Consider the following 17,864-nt stretch of genomic DNA (forward strand, 5'->3'; position numbering starts at 1 on the left):
GCGTGTAATCATGACCCGACTGCATTTCGCTTCCGCGCTCCTGCCTTCGGGCTGGGCCAATGACGTGCAGGTGGTCGTCGCCGGCGCGATCGCGGCGGTGACGCCGGGCGTGGCGGCGGCCGCCGGCGACGAGCGCCACGCGATCGCGCTTCCTGGACTGGCGAGCCTGCACAGCCACGCGTTCCAGCGCGGCATGGCGGGGCTTGCCGAATTGCGCGGCGATTCCACCGACACGTTCTGGACCTGGCGCGAGACGATGTATCGCTTTGCGCTGGCAATGACCCCCGACGACGTCGCGGCGGTCGCGACGCTGCTCTATGTGGAGATGCTCGAGCAAGGTTTTACCCGCGTCGGCGAATTCCACTATCTGCACCACGACCCGGATGGCTCGCCCTATACTGATCTCGCCGAGATGGCCGCGCGGATCGCGCAAGCCGCCGAGGCCTCCGGCATTGCGCTCACGCTGCTGCCGAGTTTTTATGCGCATAGCTCTTTTGGGGGCGCGGCGCCGCATGCCGGGCAGCGCCGCTTCATCTGCTCGGTCGATCAGTTCGCTGAATTGATGACTGCCTCGCGCAAGACCATAGCAAATCTGCCGGACGCCAACATCGGCATCGCCCCGCACAGCTTGCGCGCAGTGACGCCGGACGAACTTCGCGCGATCATGCCGCTTGCTGACGGCGGGCCGGTGCACATTCACGCCGCCGAGCAGGTGAAGGAAGTCGAGGACTGCCTGGCCTGGTCGGGAAGACGCCCGGTGCAATGGCTGCTGGAGCACGCGCCCGTCGATCGGCGCTGGTGCCTCATTCACGCGACGCACATGACAGACGCGGAGATCGCTGCATTCGCAGGGACCGGCGCTGTCGCGGGTCTCTGCCCCATCACCGAGGCGAGCCTAGGTGATGGTATCTTTCCAGCGCGTGAATTCCTCGATGCCGGCGGCACATTCGGCGTAGGCACCGATTCCAACGTGCTCGTCGGAATCGCGGATGAACTGCGACAGCTCGAATACGGCCAGCGCCTGAAGCATCGCCAACGCAATGTCCTCTCCGGCGGCGCAGGCCGCTCGACGGGACGCACGCTGTTCGACAACGCGCTCGCGGGTGGCGCACGAGCGCTTGCACAGCCGATAGTCGGCCTCGCGCCCGGCGCGCGTGCCGACATCGTCACGCTGGACAGCGCCCATCCGTCGCTGGCGGGACGCAGCGGCGACGACGCTATCGACGGCTGGATCTTTGCCGCAGACAACGGCGCAATCGATTGCGTCTGGGCCGGCGGCCATAAGGTGGTCGAAGGTGGTGGGCATAAGCTGCGCCGGGTTGCCCGCGAGCGCTTCAACACGGTGGTACGGAGGCTCGTCGGATGAGCCTCGCCACCCATGCTGCGGACCAGCCGACGCTCTACAAACGCATCCGCGCCGACATCGAGAAGCGCATCCTGACCGGCGAGTGGCCGCCCGGGCATCGCATTCCGTTCGAGCACGAACTGGTCGCTCGCTACGGCTGCTCGCGCATGACCGTGAACAAGGCGCTGTCGGAGCTCGCGCAGGCCGACCTGATCGAACGGCGGCGGCGCGCCGGCTCGTTCGTGCGCCGGCCGCAACATCAGTCGGCGGTGCTCAAGATCGCCGACATCCGCGCCGAGATCACCGCGCTCGGCCGCACTTACGGCTATGAGCTGATCCATCGCAAGCTGCGCAGTGCGACCACCGCCGACCGTGACCGTCTCGGCGTCAAGAAAGCCGGCAAGGTGGTTGCCATCACCTGCCGGCACAGCGCCGACAACGTACCGTTCGCCGTGGAGGACAGGCTGATCGACCTGTCATCCGTGCCGAATGCCGCCACGGCGGATTTCTCGCGCGAGCCGCCCGGCTCGTGGCTGCTTCACCATGTCCCATGGACAGAGGCCGAGCACACGATCAGCGCCATCGTTGCGGACGAGCGCACAGCGGAGACGCTCGACATCGCCGTCGGCGCGCCCTGCCTCGTGATCGACCGCTACACCTGGCGCAGCGCAAGGACCATCACCGCCGTGCGCCTGCTCTATCCCGGTGACTCTCACCGCCTTGTCGCCCGATTCAAAGGAGGCTGAGAGGATATGTCGGCACAAATCGTGCAACGCTTCGGGCAACGGTCCATGCGGGACCACAATGATCATCAGGACGTCAATCCATCGATCGGCAAGAGGACGACAATCATGCGTAGTTCGACAATATTTGCGACAATCATTGCTCTTGCGGCCGCCACTCCGGCGCTCGCCGACGACGTCAAGGTCGGCGTCGGCATCTCCGGATGGACCGGCTTCGCGCCGCTGACGCTGGCGAAGGAGGCGGGCATCTTCAAGAAGAACGGTCTCGACGTCACCATCAAGAAGATTCCGCAGAAGGACCGCCACCTCGCGATTGCTTCCGGCGACATCCAGTGCGCGGCGACCACGGTCGAGACCTGGATTTCCTGGAACGCCAATGGCGTTGCCACCAAGCAGATCTTCCAGCTCGACAAGAGCTATGGCGCCGACGGCATGGCCGTGCGCAACGACGTCGCCGCGATCAAGGACCTGAAGGGCAAGACGGTCGCCGCCTCCGCGCCCGGCACCTCTCCCTATTTCGCGCTGGCCTGGATGCTGAAGAAGAACGGTCTCACCACGAAGGACGTGACCGTGGTGAACCTCGAGCCGGCTGCGGCCGCGCAGGCCTTCGTCTCCGGCCAGAACGATGCCGCCATGACCTATGAGCCGTATCTGTCGACCGTGCGCGCCGCACCGGATAAGGGCAAGATCATCGCGACCACCCTGGACTACCCGATCGTGATGGACACGTTCGGCTGCACGCCGAAATTCCTGACGGAAAATCCCAAGGCCGCCAAGGCCCTCGCCGACAGCTATTTCGAGGCGCTCGACATGATCGGCAAGGACCAGGCCAAGGCTTACGAGATCATGGGCGCCGACGTGAAGCAGACCGGGGAGCAGTTCGGCAACTCGGCAAAGTACCTGCGCTGGCAGGATAAGGCCGCCAACCAGAAATTCTTCGCCGGCGACTTCCTGACCTTCAACAAGGAGGCCGCCGAGCTCCTGCTCGAGATCGGCATCATCAAGTCCGCGCCGAAGGTCGAAGACCTCTACGACGCCAGCTTCATCAAGTAAGATTTCCGCAAACTGCCGGTTCCGCCGAGAGGCGGAGCCGGCACACCATTCGGATACGGTTTGATGCGTCCTCTGGATCCCGTGACATCGAGGCAGCGCGCGGCCTATGGCCTTGCGTTCTTCGTGCTGTTCGTTGCCCTCTGGTCCTGGGCGACGTTCGGCGGCCATGTGTCGAAGACCTTTCTCGCCAACCCGCTGACCATGGTGCAGGAAGGTTTTGAGCTGCTGACGAAGCAGGGCTTCGTGCTCGATATCGGCATGACGATCTGGCGCGTCGTCGGCGGCTTTGTGCTCGCGGCGATCATCGCGGTGCCACTCGGCGTGCTGATGGGCGCCTACAAGCCGGTGGAAGCATTCCTCGAGCCATTCGTGTCTTTTGCGCGCTATTTGCCCGCGTCCGCCTTCATTCCGCTCCTGATCCTGTGGGCCGGCATCGGGGAGTTGCAAAAGCTGCTCGTCATCTTCATCGGCTCGGTATTCCAGGTCATCCTGATGGTCGCGGTGACCGTTGGTGCCACACGACGCGATCTGGTCGAGGCCGCCTACACGCTGGGCGCCAGCGACCGCGGCATCATCCGCCGCGTGCTGCTGCCCTCCTCGGCGCCGGAGATCGCAGAGATCCTGCGGCTGGTGCTGGGCTGGGCCTGGACCTACGTCATCGTCGCCGAACTGATCGGCTCGTCCTCGGGCATCGGTCATATGATCACCGACAGCCAGGCGTTGCTCAACACCGGCCAGATCATCTTCGGCATCATCGTGATCGGATTGATCGGACTGATCTCGGATTTCCTGTTCAAGGCGTTCAACGCCTGGCTGTTTCCGTGGAAGCTCGCATGACGACGCTCAGGATCGAACAGGTTTCGCGCACATTCCCCGCGCGCCACGGCAACGCGCCGACCAGGGCGCTGGAGCCGACCGACCTCACCATCGGCAACAACGACTTCGTCACCATCCTCGGTCCCTCCGGCTGCGGCAAGTCCACGCTGCTGCGCATCGTTGCGGGCCTCGATCGCCCGACCAGCGGCCGCGTCACGCTCGACGGGCGCGAGGTGACCGGGCCCGGCGCCGATCGCGGCATGGTGTTCCAATCCTACACGCTGTTCCCCTGGTTGACGGTGCGCGAGAACATCGCCTTTGGCCTGCGCGAGCGCGGCGTGGCCGAGGCGGCGCGAAACAAGATCGCCGATGCCTTCATCCGCCAGGTCGGATTGTCGGGCTTCGAGAACCACTGGCCGAAGCAGCTCTCCGGCGGCATGCAGCAGCGCACGGCGATTGCGCGTGCGCTCGCCAATGATCCGAAGATCCTGCTGCTGGACGAGCCGTTCGGCGCGCTCGACAACCAGACCCGCGCCTTGATGCAGGAAATGCTGCTCGGCATTTGGGAGCGCGACCAGAAGACCGTGCTGTTCGTGACCCACGATATCGAGGAAGCCATCTTCCTCGGCAGCCGCGTCATCGTCATGAGCGCACGCCCTGGCCGCATCAAGGCCGAAATCAATGTGGACCTGCCGCATCCGCGCTCCTACAAGATCAAGACCACGCCGGAATTCGTCCAGCTGAAGGAACGGCTGGTCGAGGAGATCCGCACCGAGGCGCTGAAGGTTGCCGAACATGCCTGACACTCAGCTCCGCGCCGACGGCAATCGCGTCCTTGCCGATCTCAATGCGCTGCGCGCCATCGGCGCCCATAAGACCGGCGTGCACAAGCCGACCTTCTCCGAGCCGCACAAACAGTCGCTCGACTGGCTGATGCGCAAGCTGCCCGAGGCGGGTCTCTCCGCCACAATCGATGGCATCGGCAACGTGTTCGGCACCAGCGCGAAGCCCGGGCCGAAGCTGCTGGCGGGATCGCATCTGGAAAGCCAGAACTACGCCGGCTGGCTCGATGGCCCGCTCGGCGTCGTCTACGCGCTCGAAGCCGCGCGGGTTCTCAATGCCGATCCTTCCGTGAAAGGCGCGGTCGAAGTCGCGGCCTGGTGCGACGAGGAGGGACATTTCGGTCATTTCCTTGGCTCGCGCTCCTATGTCGGGCAGGTGACCGAGGCCGACATCGATGCCGCACGCGACCGCACCAGCGGCCGCACCATGCGCGATGCACTCGCCGAAATGGGCCTCGCCGGGCGCCCGCGCCTCACCGCCGAGCCGGGGCGCCACGTCGGATATCTGGAAGCGCATATCGAGCAGGGCGACACGCTCGAAAGCAGCCGCCTCGCGATCGGCGTCGTGACCTCCATCGTCGGCATCTGGCAGTACCAGATCAATTTTACCGGCGAGCAGAACCACGCCGGCACCACGCGCATGGCGGTACGGAAGGATGCCGGCCTTGCGCTGGCGAAGTTCTGCGTCGCCATCGACGAGCGCTTTCCGGCTGCCTGCGGCCCGCGCACGGTCTGGACCACCGGGCGCATCACACTCGATCCGGGCGCGCCGAGCATCATCCCCGGTGGCGCAGAGATGCTGTTCCAGATCCGCGACGACGATCCGGCCGTGATCGCGCGGCTGGAGCAATTGTTGCGGGCCATGGCGGAGGAGGTCAGCGCCAAAGGCCCCTGCACCGTCACCGTCACGAAGCTGCGCACCGGCGCACCCGCGAGGATGAGCGCGGGCTTTCAGGATGCGATCGAAGCCGCGAGCAAAGCCTTCGCCGGCGGCCGCTCGATCCGCATGCCCAGCGGCGCCGGGCACGATGCGCAGATGCTGGCGACCGTCATGCCCGCAGGCATGCTGTTCGTGCCCTCGATCGGCGGCATCAGCCATCACTGGACCGAGAACACGGCGGATGCCGATATCGTCACCGGCGCAGAGGTGTTCGTCGACGCTTGCCGCCGCATCCTCGGAGGTTAGCGCTGGATGCGGCTGCCGACCCGTGGCGGTCGATCGCACGCGGCACAAGCGCATCCGTGTCCCGGACAGGCTGCAACGCGCGAAGTGTTGCGGCGCAGAGCCGGGACCCAGGGCGGCACGGCGCGACGATATGGGCCCCGGCTTGATCGTAGCAACGACGGCCAGGACCACACGGTTTTGCTGTACGCGCGGTTCGCTTGTTCGCCACAGGGTCCGATGGCGTTGTGCACGTTGCCATCGAAGTATGACGAGACGAACCTGACAGCGCCGTTCGTCCGCACGATGCCTTAGGGCTCACGGAGAGCAATCCGCCCTGCCCCTGGCTGTTCGCGCCCGACGCTGCTGCGTCCACCGCAAGCCCGGCTCGCGACAATGACGACCTCATGATCGCCCCTCGAGAATGAGCCGGGATGCGCGATACATACGACAAATCCGAATTTCGGTAATGTGGAATATTTTCGCGCCGGTGGGTTGACAGCCGGGCGACACACCCCGGTCCCGCGGGTCAGCGACTTGACCGCCGTAGCTCGAAGAGCGAGAGGCGGAAGCAACATCCGGGATCTTTGCTGGTGCCGTCCCGGGTCTCGCTACGCTCACCCGCGCTACGGGAGCTTGCTGCAATCGCGACGAGCTGCCCGCGCCTGAGGCGATCTGCGACAATATGAGCGCGCTGCCGACATAAAGTCGCGGCAATCCGAGGGTTCATCGGCCGCACCCGCCCCTCCCCTGCTTCCCCGGAGTACTCATGTCTTCTGCCGACCGGCCGGCGACCCGCCTTGCGACCCGGCTTGCCTTCCTCGTTGCGGGCTTCGGCATCGCGTGCTGGGCGCCGCTGGTGCCGTTCGCGAAAGCGCGGCTCGCCGTCGACGACGGAGTCCTCGGGCTGCTCCTGCTCAGCCTCGGGATCGGCTCGGTCGTCGCGATGCTGCTGACCGGCGTTCTCAGCGCGCGCTATGGCAGCAGGCCGATCATCATCGCAGGCGGGCTCGGTCTCACGCTGGTCCTGCCGCTGCTCGCGATCGCAAGCTCGCCCCTATCGCTGGCGCTGGCGCTCCTTGCGTTCGGCGCCGCGCTCGGCTCGATCGACGTCGCCATGAACATTCACGCCGTGGAAGTGGAGCGCGCCGCGGCACGCCCGCTGATGTCCGGCTTCCACGCCCTGTTCAGCATCGGCGGCTTCGCCGGATCCGCGCTGATGACGGCGCTGCTCTCGTTGCAGCTCGGTGCCCTCGCCTGCACGCTGATTTGCTCCATGCTGATGCTGATCGCGATGCTCGTGACCTGGCCGCGCCTGCTTCGCTCGGTGCAGGTGCAGGAGGGTCCACTGTTCGTGCTACCGCACGGATCGGTGCTGCTGCTTGCACTGCTCGGCGCCATCACCTTCCTGGTCGAAGGCGCAATGCTCGATTGGGGCGCGCTGCTCGTGATCGGCGCCGGTCTCGTCACCGAGGCGCAAGGCGGAGCCGGCTACATCGTATTCTCGATCGCGATGACGATAGGCCGGCTCGGCGGCGACGCGATCGTTGCGTGTATCGGGGATCGCGCGACATTGCTCTGGGGCAGCCTGATAGCGATCGCGGGTTTCGTGGTCCTGCTCACAGCGCCCATTGCAGCGATCGCCATCGGCGGATTCCTGCTGATCGGGCTCGGCGCGTCAAATCTCGTGCCGGTGCTGTTTCGGCGGGCGGCACGGCAAACGGTGATGCCCACCGGGCTTGCGGTCGCGGCGATCACGACCGCGGGCTACGCAGGGGTCCTGATCGGCCCTGCCGGCGTAGGCTTCGTCGCACATCTTGGCGGATTGCCGATGGCGTTTTGGCTGCTGGCCGCATTGATGGGTCTCGTCACACTGTCGGCGTGGATCGTCACGGCGAAGCAGCGCCAGACATCGCACGTCGATGCGTGAGCAGCCTTGCGGCGAATTTACGGACGGAAGGGCGAGGAGCCGCAATGGTCCCATGCGGGCGCGCGAGTGGAGGCCGCCGTCCTGGCATGCCGACCCAAACCCTTCTTTCACAGGCACTATTTTGGCAGGCCGAAGCAAGCCCAATCCATCTGCGCCGGTCTGTCTGCCATGCGGCTTTCGGCCAGTTTACTGGACGCGTCGTTCTGCTAGACCACAACGACATACCTTTTGACTCCCGTCGAGGGGGCAATGGCACGTGCCAGCTCAAAGTAATCACGACTCGCAGATTTCATTCGGGCCATTTCGGCTGTTTCCAAAGTCCCGGCTCCTGGAGAAGGAGGGGGCGCCGCTTCATATCGGCGGCCGCGCGCTCGATATTCTGATCTTGCTTGCCGAGCGCCCCGGTGAGGTCATCGACAAGAGGGAGCTGGTCAAGCGTATCTGGGCCGACGTAAATGTCGACGAGGGCAGTCTACGCTTCCACGTCGCAGCGCTGCGCAAGGCGCTCGGCGATACCGGCAAATCGGCCCGTTATGTTCTCAATGTCCCCGGCCGCGGCTATTGCTTTGTCGCGCCGTTCGCTCAAGCGGCTCCGCCGGTCCCCTCAACCTCAGCCGAAATCGTCACGCCTCGCTCGCTGCCTGCTCAGCTCGCAAAGATGATCGGACGAGAGGAGGTCATCGAGAAGATTTCGACCGGATTGACGCTGCATCGCTTCATGACGGTGGTCGGCCCGGGCGGCATCGGCAAGACGGCCGTCGCCGTCACGGTCGGGCATCGCCGCTCCGCGGATTTCGGCGGGCGCATCTTCTTCGTCGACTTCGGTCCGCTGCGGGATGCCGGTCACGTCACGACCACCATCGCCTCGGTCCTCGGACTGACCGTCAGCGCGGAGGATCCGACGCCGGCCATTCTGACATTTCTGAGGAGCGGACCGGCCCTGCTGATCTTCGACAGCTGCGAGCATGTGCTGGACGCGCTGGCTCCGCTCGTCGAGCGCATCGTTCGCGAAGCGCCGCAGCTTCGCGTTCTCGCGACCAGCCGCGAGTCGTTCCGCAGCGAGGGCGAGCGGATCTTTCGGCTGTTTCCGCTGGATTGTCCGCCGGAGCGCGAGGGCCTCGATGTCGCCGAGGTCCTCGCCTACCCCGCAGCTCAGCTGTTCGTCGAGCGCATCGCGCAGAGCTCGGGTCCGTTCCAGCTCAGCGCTGAAGAAGCGCCGCTGGTCGCGAGCATCTGCCGGCGCCTCGACGGCATTGCGCTGGCGATCGAGCTCGCGGCGGGCCGTGTCAATGCATACGGCATCGCCGGCACGGCCTCCCTGCTCGACAGCCGCTTTTCGTTGCAATGGCGGGGGCGGCGCACGGCCGTGCCGCGGCACCAGACGCTCGCCGCGGCTCTGGACTGGAGCTACGATCTCCTGCCTCCTGCGGAAAGCGCCACCTTGCGGCGACTGTCGGTGTTCGCAGGTCCATTCGCGCCGGAGGCGGCCGCCGCTGTGGCATCCGGCGAGGGTCTCAGCACCTCGGAGACGTTGGAGGCGATCGACAGCCTGGTCAGCAAATCGCTGATCTCGCCATCCGGTTCGCGGACGCTGCGCTATCGCCTGCTCGACACCACGCGCACCTACGCGCTCGGGAAGCTGAACGAGCTCGGTGAACTCAGGCAGTTCGCGCGGCGCCATGCCGAGCATTTTCGAGATTTTTTCGAGCAGGCGGAGGCCGATACATCGACACCGCTGCCCGAATGGCTGAGCATCTATGCGGGCGAGCTGGATAATGTGCGCGCGGCGCTGGATTGGGCCTTCGCACCCGACGGCGATACAAGGCTCGGCATCGCGCTCACGGCGGCCGCGGTCACGCTGTGGGTGCGCCTCTCGTTGTTCGCCGAATGCCGCGAACGCACCAGAACGGCGCTTGCAGCGCTCGGAGACACCGAAGGCGACGATCGCATCCGCATGCAGCTGCTGTCGGCGCTCGGCTGGTCACTGATGTATGGCGAGGGCCGCGCGCGCGAGGCGCGCCCGATCCTGGAGACGACGCTCGAGCTTGCCGACAGGCTCGACGACAAGGATTTCCGGCTGCGCGCGCTGTGGGGCCTGTGCATCGACCAGTTCAACAACGGGCAATTCGGCAAGGCCCGCGCATTCGCCGATCGTTTTGCGAGCGCGGCGGCGAACTCCCCTGATAAGACCGACCTCATGCTGGGCGACCGGCTGATGGCCGTCGCGCTGCACTATCTCGGCAACCAGAACGACGCCCGGCGGCGCATCGACCGGGTCAACGCATCGCTGCACGTGCTGGTGGGGAGGCCGAAGATCTTCCCGCTCGATCTCAGGATCTCCACGCAATATTTCCGCGCGCGCATCCTGTGGCTGCAGGGTCTCGCCGACCAGGCCCAGGCGCTGGCGGCAAGAAACATCGAGGAGGGCCGGGCCAACGGCCACGCCCTGACCTTCTGCAGCGTGCTGGGGCAGGCTGCCTGCCCGATCGCCTTCTGGGCCGGCGATCTCGACACCGCGGAACGCCACGGCAGCGAGCTGCTCGAGCACACCGAGCGGCACGCGATCCGACTGTGGGGACTGTGGGCACGCGCCTTCAATGCGGCGGTCATCGCCAGGCGCGGCGACGTCGCGACCGGCCTGCCGCTGCTGCGCGAAGAACTCAATCGTGCCGGCGATGCGCGCTACCTGCCGCGCTTTCTTCCGCTCCTCGGCGAGCTTGCGGCCTGCTTTGGCGAGGCCGACCAGGTCGACCGCGGCCTCGACGTGATCGAGGACGTCCTGACCCGCTGCCACGATCGCCAGGAGCTCTGGTATCTGCCGGAGCTGACCCGCATCAAGGGAGAGTTGATGCTCAGGAGCGCGCGGCATTGCGAGGACGCCGAGGCACGCTTTCGCGAGGCCATGGAGATTGCCGGCCAGCAGGGCGCGCGCTTCTGGGAGTTGCGCTGCGCGATCAGCCTCGCGCGGCTCAAGGTGGGGGCCGGCCAGAACACGGACGCTCTGACCGTTCTGGAGAATGTCTCGGGGTCGTTCAGGGAGGGCGCAGAGATCGCGGATATGCGCACTGCACACGAACTGATGGCGCAACTGCGCACCTGACGCCGCGCGCAGACCGCGCGATCTGGAGCGGGATGAGTTTGGTTGAATGAGTGCGCGCTCGGGGCTCGGTTCACCTCTCCCATGGGGAGAGGTCTGAGCGCGTCGAAGACGCGATCCGGGTGAGCCCCTCGGGGAGTGAGCCACGCACAGCCCGGCGAATCAATTTCATCATGCTCTACCCGCCCACCGCTGCCGCGCGCCGCGGCAGCTTCCAGCCGGGCCGGATGAAGTGGCAGGTGTAGCCGTCGGGATAGCGCTCGAGATAATCCTGATGCTCGGGCTCGGCTTCCCAGAACTCGCCCGCAGGCGCGACCTCGGTGACCACCTTGCCCGGCCACAGGCCGGACGCCTCGACGTCGGCGATGGTGTCTTCGGCAATCCGTTTCTGCTCCTCGCTCGTGTAGAAGATCGCCGAACGGTAGCTCGTGCCGATATCATTGCCCTGGCGATTGAGCGTGGTCGGGTCGTGGATCTGGAAGAAGAACTCCAGCATGGTCCGGAAGCTGGTCTTCGCCGGATTGAAGATGATCTCGATCGCTTCGGCATGGCCTTCGTGATTGCGGTAGGTGGCGTTCTTGACGTGTCCACCGGTGTAGCCGACGCGGGTGGAGATCACGCCCGGCTGCTTGCGGATGAGATCCTGCATGCCCCAGAAGCAGCCTCCGGCCAAAACTGCGCGTTCTGTCGTCATCTGTCCGCTCCCAATGATCGTTCTGCCCATTCTGCAGCCATCGCATCATATAGGCTTTCGGCTGCCCGGCCGAAAGCCACGCATTGCACGTGCGTCCATCCGGTTCCTGTGAGCGGATGGACCCAAAGCGATCACCTCTAAATCAGCTTGGCGTCGAGTGTGATCGCGGCGTTGAGTACCTTCGAAACCGGACAGTTCTTCTCGGCCTCGCCGGCGAAGCGGGCGAAGCCGGCGTCGTCGAGATTCGGCACTTTCGCCCGCAGGGTCAGCGCGGATTTGCTGATCTTGAATCCCTTGCCTTCGGGCTCGAGCGTGACGGCTGCTTCCGTCGAGAGCTCATCCGGCGTGAATCCTGCCATCTGAAGGCCGAAGGCCAACGCCATGGTGAAGCAGCCGGCGTGCGCCGCCGCGATCAACTCCTCGGGATTGGTCCCCTTCTCGTTCTCGAAGCGCGTCTTGAACGAATAGGGCGTCTGCGCGAGCACGCCGGATTCGCTCGAGAGATGACCGGTCCCATCGCGACCGGTGCCTTTCCAGACTGCCGTTGCCTTGCGGATCATCTCAATTCTCCTTTTGAATTCAGCACCGGCCCACCGTACCGGTGGAAGGCGGCATCGGCGTGACCGCCTGTCGCCGGCGCGCGACGACCATATCGTCGCGCGGCGTGGGCCAGGGATGCAGCTGCGTCAAGTTGGCAGCTCCTGGCCGGCCTGCTCGCGGACGATATAGTCGGCGTACCAATCCGGCCAGTTCTCGTCGTGTCCGCCGGTCCGCGTCTCGTGCTCGCCATGCGCGATCGCGGCACGGCGCAGCGCCGCCGCCAGATCGGTCGCCGACGCGAATGTCGCGCCGTCGCCGGCGATGCGCCCGGGCAGCCGGGTCGTGACCTCCTGGAACAGCCAACCATTGCCGTCGGGGTCGCTGAACGATGCGAATGAGCTGTAGCTGCCGCGTTTCGGGTCGATACCGCCGGCCCGAACGCTGCCGAACAGATACGGCTCGTCGGGGCCGGCATGAAGGTCGCCGGCACCGTGGAATGGCGCGCTGACCTCGATGCTGCGGTCGAGCAGGTCCTGCCGGGCCGCTTCCAGATCGGAGACGATCAGGTACAGGCCTCGCGCCGAGCCGGGCGCTGCGGCGGTCACGTTCCTGCCGAAGATCACCGAGCAGGCCGAGCCGGGCGGCGTGAACTGGATCACGCGCCAGTCGTCGCCCGAGGCGAAATCGGCGTCCAGCCGCCAGCCGAGGCGCGCGTAGAACGCCTTGGCACGATCGACGTCGGATACGGGGATCACGACAACCTCGAGCTTCATATCGATGCTGCCCGATGCCGAGGGCCCTATTCCGGTTTCGCGTTCGGTTTCGATTGTCGTCATGGCGAACTCCCGTGGTGTGAGTTGAGGCTGTCCTTCATGCAATGGCCGGCATCACGATGGTCACGCGCGTGCCGCCCTGGCCCACCTCGCCGTGCAACCGCGCATCGATGCTGCGTGCGATCCCTTCGAGGATACGGCTGCCGGTGCCCTGAAGCGGACCGGTTGCACCAACGCCGTTGTCCGCGACCGTGCAGATCCAGGCGCCGTCGCGGCTCGTCAATTCGATGCGGATCAGCGCACCGCTCTTGTTGGGGAAGGCGTGCTTTGCCGCGTTCGTGACCAGCTCCGTCAGCATCAGCGCGAGGCGATGACATTGCGCAGCCGGCAGCCTGCCGCTCTCGATCGCGGCTTCACAGCGAATCCCTGCCGGCTCCAGCACCGCTTCGGAGAGGGCCCCGCATAGATTTTCGAAGAACGGCTCCACGGCGACCGCCGATGGATCGTGGCTGTCCGACAGGAGCTGATAGAGCCTGCCGAAGGCGACGATGCGCCGCTCGAGCCGGTCCACCGCCAGCGACATGTCCCGTGTAGCCGCGCACGTGAAGTCGCGGCGGACCGACGCACCCAGCATCGTCAGCGTGTTCTTCATGCGGTGGTGGGACTCCCGCAGCACGAGCTCCCAATCATGCGACTGATCATCGATACTGGCAACGAACTGAAGTCGAGCCACATGGTCGTTCGGCCGAGCGCCGATACCGGACATCATAGCCTCCCCGTTGGAATAGATTGAACTCGAAGGCCATACTGGATGCGGCGCGCGCGTTTTGCCCGTTAGACGTTGCGAGATTCTGTTATGATCGGCAGCATCCGCAATCTCGCGGCGGACGACCCGCGCCTCGACGGTCAGGCACGCTGACGGATTGTCGCGGTCGCCTGTAGACCGCTCGCGTTTAAACCAAATTTGCGGCGGGCTTGCCGGCGCGCGCGGGCGTCGCCACGCGATTTCGCCACTTTCGGCCAGTTTACTGAAGGTCTTGATCTGGTAAATCAAACTGCAGACTTCAGCTCGTTCACTGGAATCATTGGCCCGTGCCGGACACTAGCGAGCAGGATTCGGTCATTGCCTTCGGGCCGTTCCGCTTGTTCGCGAGATCGCGACTGCTCGAGAAGGACGGCGCCCCGCTTCACCTCGGCGGCCGTGCGCTCGACATCCTGATTTTTCTCGCCGAGCGCGCCGGGGAGGTCGTTGACAAGCGGGAGCTGATCAAGCGCATCTGGGCCGACGTGAACGTCGACGAAGGCAGCCTGCGCTTCCACATCACGGCGCTGCGCAAGGCTTTGGGCGATGCCGGCGAAGGCTCCCGCTACGTCGTCAACGTCCCGGGACGCGGCTATTGTTTCGCGGCTCCGCTGCTCCAGCCTGCCGCATCGGAGAGCCGGAGCAGCCCGCCCGCCGCTTCGCCACCCTCCCTGCCTTTGCCGCTCGCGAAGATGATCGGCCGGGACGGTGCGGTCGAGAGGATTTCCACTGAACTTGCCGAACATCGCTTCGTCACGATCGTCGGCCCCGGCGGGATCGGAAAGACGTCGGTCGCGCTCGCCGTCGCGCAGGGCGAGCTCGCGGCGTTCGACGGCCAGGTGTGTTTCGTCGATTTCGGCGCGCTGACCGATGCCCGGCTCGTCCCCGGAACGATTGCAGCCGCGCTGGGCCAGACCGTCAATTCCGAGGACCCGATACCAGGCCTGCTGACGGTCCTGCGCAGCCGGCGCATGCTGCTGGTGTTCGACAGCTGCGAGCACATGCTCGACGAACTCGCTCCTCTGGCCGAGCGCCTCGTCCGCGAGGCGCCGCAACTGCATATTTTGGCCACCAGCCGCGAATCCTTTCGCGCCGAAGGTGAGCGCGTCCATCGGCTGTTTCCGCTGGACTGCCCACCGGAGCGCGAAGGCCTCGGCATCGCCGACATCCTTGCCTATCCGGCAAGCCGGCTCTTCGTTGAACGCATTGCCGAAACTTTGAGCGAATTCGAGCTTCGCGAAGAGGATGCCCCGCTCGTCGCCGAGATCTGCCGGCGGCTGGATGGCATTGCGCTCGCGATCGAACTCGCGGCCGGACGCGTCAACGCCTATGGCATTGCCGGGACCGCCTCGCTGCTGGACAGCCGTTTCTCGCTGCTGTGGCGGGGGCGGCGCACCGCGATTCCGCGGCACCAGACCTTGAGCGCGGCGCTGGCCTGGAGTTACGACCTGCTGCCGCCGGCCGAAAGCGCGACGCTGCGCGGCTTGTCGGTGTTCGTCGGGCCATTCACGCTGGAGGCCGCGTTGGCCGTCGCGTCCAGCCAGGGAATCAGCGCGCCCGAAGCGGTCGAGGCGATCTCGAACCTGCTCTCCAAATCCCTGATTGCGACCTCGCCGGCGGAGCGGCGGCTGCGCTATCGCCTGCTCGATACCACCCGCGCTTTCGTTGCGGACAAGCTCGTCGAGAACGGGGAAGCGGACCGCGTCGCGCGCGCCCACGCCGAATATTTCCGCGACTTCCTGCACGACATCGCGCTCAAATCCACGGGCATGCAAGGCGCTGGCGGCTTCCTTCCCTATGCCGACCATTTGCCGAATGTCAGGGCCGCGCTGACCTTCAGCTTTTCGGAGCGCGGCGATCGGACTGTCGGCGCGGACCTGGCAGCCTCGGCGGCGCAGTTCTTCCTGGAATTGACCTTGCTGATGGAATGCTGCCGCTGGACCCAGCAAGCGCTGGCGTCACTCGATACGAGCGCCGTGGACAGCCGGAAGGAGATGACCTTGCAGGCCGCGCTCGGCGTCTCCTTGATGTTCACGCAGGGCAATACCGAAGCGGTCCGGTCGGCGTTCACGCGCGGTCTCCAGCTGGCCCGGGAACTCGAGGACCTGCACTGGCAGCTCTGGCTGCTGCGCGGATTGCACATCTATCTGACCAGGGTCGGAGATTTTCACGGGGCGCTCGGGACCGGCGAACAGGGCGAGAGCGTCGCGCGAAAGCTGAACGATCCCGCCGCCACGCTAAACGTCGAATGGATGCTTGGCGTCGCGCATCATTTGATCGGCAACCAGGACAAGGCGGTTCGGTTCTGCGAGAGCGCGATGGTGCACAATCCCGACTCGCAACGGTTGAACATCGGTCATCTCGGGTATGACGACCGCATCGTCGCGCTGGTGGCGCTGGCGCGGGGACTCTGGCTCACCGGCCGGCCCGAGCGGGCGATCGAGGCGGCGAAATACACGGTTCGCGAGGCTGAGCTGCTCGAACAGCCGCTCACCCTCGGCATCTCCCTGATCTGGACGATCCACGTGTTTCTCTGGGTCGGCGACTGGGACAATGCCGAACTTCTGATCGAGCGGCTGATCGATCATTCGGCGCGGCACTTCCTCGGCCCCTATCACGCGATCGGCATCGGCCAGAAGGGCGAGCTCCTGCTGCGCCGTGGTGACGTTGCCGGGGGCATCGAGCACCTTCGCCGCAGTCGGGCCACGTTATACGCGACACGGCACCGGATCATGACGACCGTATTTGCGACGGCGCTCGCGGAGGGTCTCGTTTCCCAGAATCAGCCCGATGAGGCCTTGCAGACCATCAACGAGGCGATTGCCGAGATTCCCGGTCACGGGGAGTCCTTTGACATGCCGGAGATGCTGAGGGTCAAGGGCGACATCCTCGTATGGGCAGGCCATCTCGCGGAGGCCGAGAACGTCCTGCGGCAATCGCTCGATCTGTCGCAGCGACAAAGCGCGGTCGGCTGGGAGCTCCGCGGCGCGATCAGCCTTGGCCGCATCTGGCGCCAGGCCGGAAAAGCCGGCGACGCACGCGACCTGCTCGCTCCACTCGTCGCGCGCTACCAAGAGGGGCTCCAGACGCGCGATCTGATTGCTGCAAGGGAGCTGCTGGGTACCCTGAATTGACAGCATCTTCAACGGGATGCCGCCTAGGTGCCCGCTCGCAACTCCTAACAACTTCTAACACGCCAAGCCGCATACGCCCCGCCATGGTGGCGGCACTTCATGGTGGACGTGGCGGAATATGGCGCTTCTTGACGATGTAATCGATGCCAGCGGCGGCTTGGCCCGCTGGAACAGCTTGGACCGGTTTACGCTCCACCTGTCCGTCGGCGGATCGCTGTTCTCCAGCGCCGGACACGCCCGGGAATTCAAGGACGTAACCGCGGAAGGCTCGACCCGCACGCAGTCGCTCCGTTTCACCGGCATCACCGGAGGCGAACATTCCGGCTCCTTTCAACCCGACGCGATCACGATCGAGGGCCTGGACGGCGAAGTCCTGCGGACCTGGCGCAACCCGAGCCTCGCGTTCCCCGAGATCGGCTTGCCCGCGCTTGCGGACGAACTCCACCTCGTCTTCTTCTGCGGCGTCGCGATCTGGAACTATCTGACCAACCCATTCCTGCTCGCCCATCCCGATGTCGTGGTGGAGGAGCTGCCGCCCTGGCGTGAGGGCGCCGAAACGTGGCGGCGGCTGCGGGCGCAATTCCCCTCGGACCTGATCACGCTCGCACCCGAACAGATCTTCTATTTCGACGAGAGCGCCCTGCAACGGCGGACGGACCACGATCTCTTCGGGATCAAGGTCGCACACCACTCCTGGGCTCATGACAGCTTCGGCGGCATCGTTGTGCCGACACTTCGACGCGCGCAAACGCTGCAGCCTGACGGAAGCGTGATCGCCAAGCCCGTCTTGATGGATGTCGAGATCTTCGACGCCGTCTTCGAGTAGGGACGAGGACCCGCGAAAACGGCAGCCACGGCCCCTCAACGCCTAGCAATACTACCGAACCAGCAGACGGCCTCGCTGCACACTCGCGCGCAACGAACGACGCTTGC

14 protein-coding genes are annotated in these 17,864 nt (G+C 65.5%); 10 read left to right on the forward strand and 4 right to left on the reverse strand.

Features of this window, described 5'->3' with window-relative positions:
• Positions 1 to 10 precede the first annotated feature (10 nt).
• The 8 genes from P6U28_RS21670 (at position 11) to P6U28_RS21705 (ending at position 10,991) form a co-directional block, all read left to right on the forward strand.
• Positions 11 to 1,366 carry a formimidoylglutamate deiminase gene (locus P6U28_RS21670; protein WP_407119824.1) on the forward strand — a complete coding sequence of 452 codons (1,356 nt, stop codon included), beginning with the start codon at positions 11 to 13 and terminating at the stop codon, positions 1,364 to 1,366.
• Complete coding sequence (gene hutC, locus P6U28_RS21675) at positions 1,363 to 2,091, forward strand: histidine utilization repressor (RefSeq protein ID WP_407119825.1); 729 nt, start codon at positions 1,363 to 1,365, stop codon at positions 2,089 to 2,091. Before P6U28_RS21670 ends, hutC begins: the two co-directional genes overlap by 4 nt.
• Positions 2,092 to 2,196: 105 nt before the next feature.
• Positions 2,197 to 3,141, forward strand: a complete 945-nt coding sequence (locus P6U28_RS21680; protein ID WP_122406530.1) for an ABC transporter substrate-binding protein — start codon at positions 2,197 to 2,199, stop codon at positions 3,139 to 3,141.
• Between the two features lie 63 nt (positions 3,142 to 3,204).
• Positions 3,205 to 3,978 carry an ABC transporter permease gene (locus P6U28_RS21685; RefSeq protein ID WP_122402158.1) on the forward strand — a complete coding sequence of 258 codons (774 nt, stop codon included), beginning with the start codon at positions 3,205 to 3,207 and terminating at the stop codon, positions 3,976 to 3,978.
• Positions 3,975 to 4,760, forward strand: a complete 786-nt coding sequence (locus P6U28_RS21690) for an ABC transporter ATP-binding protein (RefSeq protein ID WP_162500180.1) — start codon at positions 3,975 to 3,977, stop codon at positions 4,758 to 4,760. The genes P6U28_RS21685 and P6U28_RS21690 overlap by 4 nt, the downstream gene beginning before the upstream one ends.
• Entirely contained in the window at positions 4,753 to 5,985 is a 1,233-nt protein-coding gene (locus P6U28_RS21695; protein WP_122402156.1) for a Zn-dependent hydrolase, read from the forward strand. The genes P6U28_RS21690 and P6U28_RS21695 overlap by 8 nt, the downstream gene beginning before the upstream one ends.
• A 745-nt stretch (positions 5,986 to 6,730) precedes the next feature.
• Entirely contained in the window at positions 6,731 to 7,891 is a 1,161-nt protein-coding gene (locus P6U28_RS21700) for an MFS transporter (protein WP_407119826.1), read from the forward strand.
• A 256-nt stretch (positions 7,892 to 8,147) separates the two neighbouring features.
• Entirely contained in the window at positions 8,148 to 10,991 is a 2,844-nt protein-coding gene (locus tag P6U28_RS21705; protein WP_407119827.1) for an ATP-binding protein, read from the forward strand.
• A gap of 175 nt (positions 10,992 to 11,166) precedes the next feature.
• On the opposite strand, the gene msrA is transcribed toward P6U28_RS21705, so the two are convergent.
• The 4 genes from msrA to P6U28_RS21725 all read right to left on the reverse strand — a co-directional run bounded on the left by msrA (position 11,167) and on the right by P6U28_RS21725 (position 13,761).
• Positions 11,167 to 11,682 (reverse strand): peptide-methionine (S)-S-oxide reductase MsrA, encoded by a 516-nt coding sequence (gene msrA / locus P6U28_RS21710; RefSeq protein WP_407119828.1) that lies wholly within the window; start codon positions 11,680 to 11,682, stop codon positions 11,167 to 11,169.
• A 137-nt stretch (positions 11,683 to 11,819) separates the two neighbouring features.
• Positions 11,820 to 12,242, reverse strand: a complete 423-nt coding sequence (locus tag P6U28_RS21715; RefSeq protein WP_129144529.1) for an OsmC family protein — start codon at positions 12,240 to 12,242, stop codon at positions 11,820 to 11,822.
• A gap of 126 nt (positions 12,243 to 12,368) precedes the next feature.
• On the reverse strand, positions 12,369 to 13,058 hold the full coding sequence (locus P6U28_RS21720; RefSeq protein ID WP_407119829.1) for a VOC family protein: 690 nt from the start codon (positions 13,056 to 13,058) through the stop codon (positions 12,369 to 12,371).
• A gap of 34 nt (positions 13,059 to 13,092) precedes the next feature.
• Complete coding sequence (locus P6U28_RS21725) at positions 13,093 to 13,761, reverse strand: sensor histidine kinase (protein ID WP_129144544.1); 669 nt, start codon at positions 13,759 to 13,761, stop codon at positions 13,093 to 13,095.
• Between the two features lie 326 nt (positions 13,762 to 14,087).
• Between P6U28_RS21725 and P6U28_RS21730 the strand changes: the two genes are divergently transcribed.
• Both P6U28_RS21730 and P6U28_RS21735 read left to right on the forward strand, forming a co-directional pair.
• Complete coding sequence (locus P6U28_RS21730; protein ID WP_407119830.1) at positions 14,088 to 16,931, forward strand: ATP-binding protein; 2,844 nt, start codon at positions 14,088 to 14,090, stop codon at positions 16,929 to 16,931.
• Positions 16,932 to 17,049: 118 nt separating this feature from the next.
• Positions 17,050 to 17,757, forward strand: a complete 708-nt coding sequence (locus P6U28_RS21735) for a hypothetical protein (RefSeq protein ID WP_122402149.1) — start codon at positions 17,050 to 17,052, stop codon at positions 17,755 to 17,757.
• The last annotated feature ends 107 nt before the right edge of the window (positions 17,758 to 17,864 follow it).

The organism is Bradyrhizobium sp. STM 3561 (assembly GCF_045571455.1).
GTDB lineage: Bacteria > Pseudomonadota > Alphaproteobacteria > Rhizobiales > Xanthobacteraceae > Bradyrhizobium > Bradyrhizobium vignae.

Coding starts and splice junctions, on each gene's coding strand:
- P6U28_RS21670 (WP_407119824.1), top strand. CDS start 11: ATGACCCGACTGCATTTCGCTTCCGCGCTCCTGCCTTCGGGCTGGGCC.
- hutC (WP_407119825.1), top strand. CDS start 1,363: ATGAGCCTCGCCACCCATGCTGCGGACCAGCCGACGCTCTACAAACGC.
- P6U28_RS21680 (WP_122406530.1), top strand. CDS start 2,197: ATGCGTAGTTCGACAATATTTGCGACAATCATTGCTCTTGCGGCCGCC.
- P6U28_RS21685 (WP_122402158.1), top strand. CDS start 3,205: ATGCGTCCTCTGGATCCCGTGACATCGAGGCAGCGCGCGGCCTATGGC.
- P6U28_RS21690 (WP_162500180.1), top strand. CDS start 3,975: ATGACGACGCTCAGGATCGAACAGGTTTCGCGCACATTCCCCGCGCGC.
- P6U28_RS21695 (WP_122402156.1), top strand. CDS start 4,753: ATGCCTGACACTCAGCTCCGCGCCGACGGCAATCGCGTCCTTGCCGAT.
- P6U28_RS21700 (WP_407119826.1), top strand. CDS start 6,731: ATGTCTTCTGCCGACCGGCCGGCGACCCGCCTTGCGACCCGGCTTGCC.
- msrA (WP_407119828.1), bottom strand. CDS start 11,682: ATGACGACAGAACGCGCAGTTTTGGCCGGAGGCTGCTTCTGGGGCATG.
- P6U28_RS21715 (WP_129144529.1), bottom strand. CDS start 12,242: ATGATCCGCAAGGCAACGGCAGTCTGGAAAGGCACCGGTCGCGATGGG.
- P6U28_RS21720 (WP_407119829.1), bottom strand. CDS start 13,058: ATGACGACAATCGAAACCGAACGCGAAACCGGAATAGGGCCCTCGGCA.
- P6U28_RS21725 (WP_129144544.1), bottom strand. CDS start 13,761: ATGTCCGGTATCGGCGCTCGGCCGAACGACCATGTGGCTCGACTTCAG.
- P6U28_RS21735 (WP_122402149.1), top strand. CDS start 17,050: ATGGCGCTTCTTGACGATGTAATCGATGCCAGCGGCGGCTTGGCCCGC.